The sequence below is a fragment of the Thiocapsa sp. genome, assembly GCF_022340925.1.
Classification (GTDB): domain Bacteria; phylum Pseudomonadota; class Gammaproteobacteria; order Chromatiales; family Chromatiaceae; genus Thiocapsa.
Genome location: NZ_JAJDNA010000096.1, coordinates 1 through 4,225, shown reverse-complemented (window position 1 = coordinate 4,225; position 4,225 = coordinate 1). Strand labels below are relative to the sequence as shown.

The window sequence follows — 4,225 nt, the reverse complement described above, 5'->3', positions numbered from 1 at the left end:
GCCTGCGCAGGGAGGTCGAGGCTGGCCCGCTGCTCGGCATGCAGACCCCAACGGATGTTGGCCTCGCGGATCCAGCGATGAAGCTGCGGGAGATCCTCCTCGGCGATTCCGAACCGCCGGCGCAGGGCCGGGACCTCGAGCAGATCGAGCAGATCGCTGACGGCCAGGCGGGAGTGCGGAAGGTCGAGCAGTCTCTCCAACGCCTGGACGAGCGGATCGGTGGACCGGCGGCCCCGATCCACGACGCTGTGCGGGATGTAACGCGGGTCCTCCCGGTCGAGCAGACCGAACACCGCCTGGACATGCGGCGCGTAGGTGTCGATGTCCGGCACCATGACGACGACGTCACGCGGCCTCAGGCTCGCCTCGGCATTGAAGGCGGCGAGCAACTGGTCGTGGAGGATCTCGACCTCGCGCTGTGGGCTGTGGGCGATGTGGAACCGAATCGAGGCGTCCCGCGCTGGCTGCACGGGCGGCCAGAGCGCGCGGGTCTCGGCGAGTGGGCGCAGGTCGCGGATGTCGTCCTGGAGCTGTTGCAGAAGGGTATCCCCGCCAGGGGACCCGAAGAGCTCGATGCGCTGGCCGATGGGCGAGACCCGGCCCTCATCGCCGGCGCGCGCTGCGGCTTCGTGATGCTCGTCGAGCAGGCCGATGAAATCGCGACCCTGCTTCCCCCACGCCGCGAGCAACGGGTGGGCATGCAGGTGCATCGAGTCCTCCGACAGGTCGGCCGGCAGGCCGTCACGACGACGCTGACGGGCGCGCCCGGCCCGCAGCAGGTCCTTGTCGGAGACGATCTCGGCCCAGTAGTGCTGACAAGGGTTGTGGACGCATACCAGGATCTGCGTCCAGCGCGCCAGCGCGGCCACCACCTCCAGAGACTGACGCGGCAGGCTCGAGATGCCGAAGACCATCAGCCGGCGCGGCAGTCCGCTCGGGCGGTCGTCCTTCGGCCATCCACCCGCGCGGAGCAGGAAGGCCTCATGCACGGTGGCTCGGCCGGCGTTCGAGCCGCCTCCGGGGTCGCGCGGAGCTGTCCCCACATCCTCGAGCAGCGCGCGCCAGAGCGCCGCCTGCCAACGCTGCTCCTGGGGCATGCGGCGACGGGCGCCGCGTGCATCGATCAGCACGTCCTCGCCGCCTGCCCAGGCCGCCAACCAGTCCGCGCGGTACACCTGATACTGGTCGAAGAGATCGGCCAGGCGATCGGCGAGCTGGAAACGCTTCCGCAGATCGGTATCGCGCGTCAGAAAGCGACGCAGCGGGGCGTATTCGGGCCGCGCCATCACCTCCGGAAGCAGACGCACCAGGCGCCACACCAGGCGCGACTGGTCGAAGGGCGAGGTCTCCGGCACGGCGTCGGCACCAAGCACCGCCCGGTAGACGCGCCAGAGAAAACGGGATGGCAAGGAGATGTCGAGTGCTGAGGCGATGCCGAGACCCGGCCGCTCGGCGTCCTGCTCCCCGCGGCCGGCATCCGCATCGGCGGCGAACGCCAGCTTGAGCCACTGTGCGATCCCGTTGCTCTGCGCCAGGATGATCTCATTCTCGAGCGGGGCGAGCGGATAGCGCGTGACCCACTCCACCAGCAGATCTCGAAGGGTCTCGGCATGGTTGCCGTGGACGAGCATCAGACCAGGCCGCAGGGTGGTTGGGGTCACGTCTGGCTCCATGCTGCCGTGGAAGTGGTCAGTGTGATCGAACCTCGACCCGAGCGCACCTGGTCCCCGATGAGCCCAGGAACGATGGTCGAAACGACGACGCAGGCAGCGCCGCCCAACATCACCGACGACCCGTTGAAGGGATGGCAGAATGACATGATCTCCGCGGCGTGGCTCGACCGCTCGATCTCGGATCGGAGACCGCTCTGGGATCGGGCCTTCATCGAGCGCTCCAGGCCGACTTCATCCTGGAGCGCGTCCCGGCATCGTCCGGCGCAACCGACGGCGCCCCGACAGGAGGGTCCATTCCGGACCAGGCATACCCGGAGGTCGCAATGAGCACGGCAGACCCATTCATCCTTTTCGGCCCGGCGCACCTTGCGACGCTGTTGATCATCGCCACGGTGGGTATCGGCGTCCCACTGCTGGCAAGGCGGACCCTGACCACCGCCTGGCAAGACCGCGCGGGCATCCTGCTCGCGGTTCTTCTGCTCATCCAGGAGGGGTTCCATATCTGGCTTCTGGCGAGTCACTACGAACGCGCTCTGGACAGCCTTCTGCCGCTGCATCTCTGCGGACTCTCGGTCATTTTGACGGCATGGGTGTTGGCGATGCGGTCTTATCGCACCTACGAGGTGGTCTACTTCTGGGCGTGGGGCGGGACCCTTCAGGCACTCCTGACACCAGATCTGGACAGGGGATATCCCAGCCCTGCGTTCATCGCCTTCTTCATCGGGCACGGCCTGGTGATCGTGGGCGTCCTGTACGCCACTCTGGTCTTTCGGTTTAGACCCCGGCTCGTCTCCATTTTCAAGTCTCTCGGGGCTTTGCTCCCGGTCGTCGCCATCGTCGCTCCAATCAATCTATGGCTCGGAACCAACTACCTTTTTCTGTCCACCAAACCCCAGCAGCCCTCGCTGATGGATTACCTCGGACCCTGGCCCTGGTACATCCTGAGCTTGGCGGGATTAGCCCTGCTGTCCAGCTTCATCTATTACCTCCCGTTCCTGGTGAAGGATCTGGTCTCCGCCAACGCGCACTGCGCCGCCCGTAGAAACGGGGCAGGCCCCTATACCTGAGGTCGGGCTCGGTTCCAGTGACGGGTCGATTCAAGCCTCTGATCGCCCAGGATCGATCGCGCCGAGGGCCTGCGGCTGATAGAGCTGCACGGTCTCCTGCTCGTTGGCATTGTTCCGGGCCACGATGGCAAGGGCCGGCTCGCGGTCACTCAGGTTGCGAGGCTGATGCGGGACACCGGCCGGGATGAAGATGAAATCCCCTTCGCGATTGACGACCGACTGGCTGAGTTTCTCTCCATACCGTGTCTCGACACGGCCCTTGAGGAGGTAGATGGCGGTCTCGAACCCCAGGTGCAGATGAGGCTCCGCCTGGCCTGCGGGCGGGATCACGACGAGGTTCATCGAGATTCCGGTGGCGCCGGCGGTGGCCTCGGAGATGCCCACGAAATTGGGCAGCCGCTGCAGTGTCGCGGTTGCAAGCCCGGGGCGGACGGTGACGATCTCTGTGGTCATCGACTGCGTCGGCTTCGACTCGTTCCAATGCTTAGGATCATGGGGGCGAGGCGGCGACAACAAAGTGGGAGCGGCCCGGGCACCTCCTGCCTCGAGCGCGCCCCCCAGTCGCGCGCTCACACGTATCCCGTCCGGCAACCCCCGGGTCAGGTGTCCCGGCCCTCTGCCTCCTCCCATGGCGGAATCCGGGGGACCCGTGGTGCGCGCGCGACGACGTCCTCGAGATTGGGGCTGCCCGGGGAGATGGGGACCGGGATGCCGCGCACCTCTTGAGCGGCGTCTCGCGCCTTCTCCCAGTCCACCGACGCAGGATCGTCGGCGACACTCGCAGCGACGGCCTTCTCCATCGGCTTGAGGCTGCCTTTCCACCGGGCGGCATCCTCGGCGAGCGGCGCATGCGCCTCCAGATAGAGTTGGCCGTCTCGCCGACCCGCCAGATAGGGCTGATTCACGATGCGGACCGGGGCGCCAACCGGGACCTCATCGAACAATTGAGCGATGTCCTCCGGGTACAATCGAACGCACCCGTGACTGACCCGCATGCCGACGCCGAAGGGTTTGTTTGTGCCATGGAACAGGTAGCTGGGGCGGCTCAGGCGCATCGCGTGCGCTCCCAGCGGATTGTCGGGTCCGGGCGGCACGACCGCCGGCAGCGGGTCGCCGCGCCGAGCATGCTCGGCGCGGACGGATGCGGGCACCGTCCAGGTGGGGTTTTCGGTCTTCTGGATGATGCGCATCTGACCGAGCGGGGTCCTCCGACCCTCCCGACCGATGCCGATCGGATGTGTGATGACCTCCTGCGGCTCTCCGTCCTCGCGTTCAGGAAAGTAGAACAGGCGCAGCGCCGCGAGATTCACGACCACGCCTTCGCGGGGGGCGTCGGGGAGGACGTGCTGGGTCGGAAGCACGATGCGGGTCCCCTTGCCGGGCAGCCACGGGTCGACCCCCGGATTCGCCGCAACGATCTCGTCGTAACCCAGACCATAGCGGCGGGCAAAGTCGGGAAGCGTGTCCTCATCGCGAGCAACCACA

The 4,225-nt window shown here is 66.9% G+C and carries 4 protein-coding genes; 1 reads left to right on the top strand and 3 read right to left on the bottom strand.

The genetic code is table 11. The annotated features are described in order from the left end of the window. Positions 1 to 1,673, bottom strand: a 1,673-nt coding sequence (recC, locus tag LJE61_RS11555) for an exodeoxyribonuclease V subunit gamma (protein WP_296918484.1), incomplete at its 3' end; no start/stop codon positions are given. Positions 1,674 to 1,996: 323 nt separating this feature from the next. Between recC and LJE61_RS11550 the strand changes: the two genes are divergently transcribed. Next, complete coding sequence (locus tag LJE61_RS11550) at positions 1,997 to 2,740, top strand: YwaF family protein (RefSeq protein WP_296918482.1); 744 nt, start codon at positions 1,997 to 1,999, stop codon at positions 2,738 to 2,740. Positions 2,741 to 2,770: 30 nt separating this feature from the next. On the opposite strand, the gene LJE61_RS11545 is transcribed toward LJE61_RS11550, so the two are convergent. Both LJE61_RS11545 and LJE61_RS11540 read right to left on the bottom strand, forming a co-directional pair. Further along, on the bottom strand, positions 2,771 to 3,193 hold the full coding sequence (locus LJE61_RS11545; protein WP_296918480.1) for a cupin domain-containing protein: 423 nt from the start codon (positions 3,191 to 3,193) through the stop codon (positions 2,771 to 2,773). A 146-nt stretch (positions 3,194 to 3,339) separates the two neighbouring features. Further along, positions 3,340 to 4,225: L,D-transpeptidase family protein (locus tag LJE61_RS11540; RefSeq protein ID WP_296918478.1), on the bottom strand; the 886-nt coding region annotated here is incomplete at its 5' end.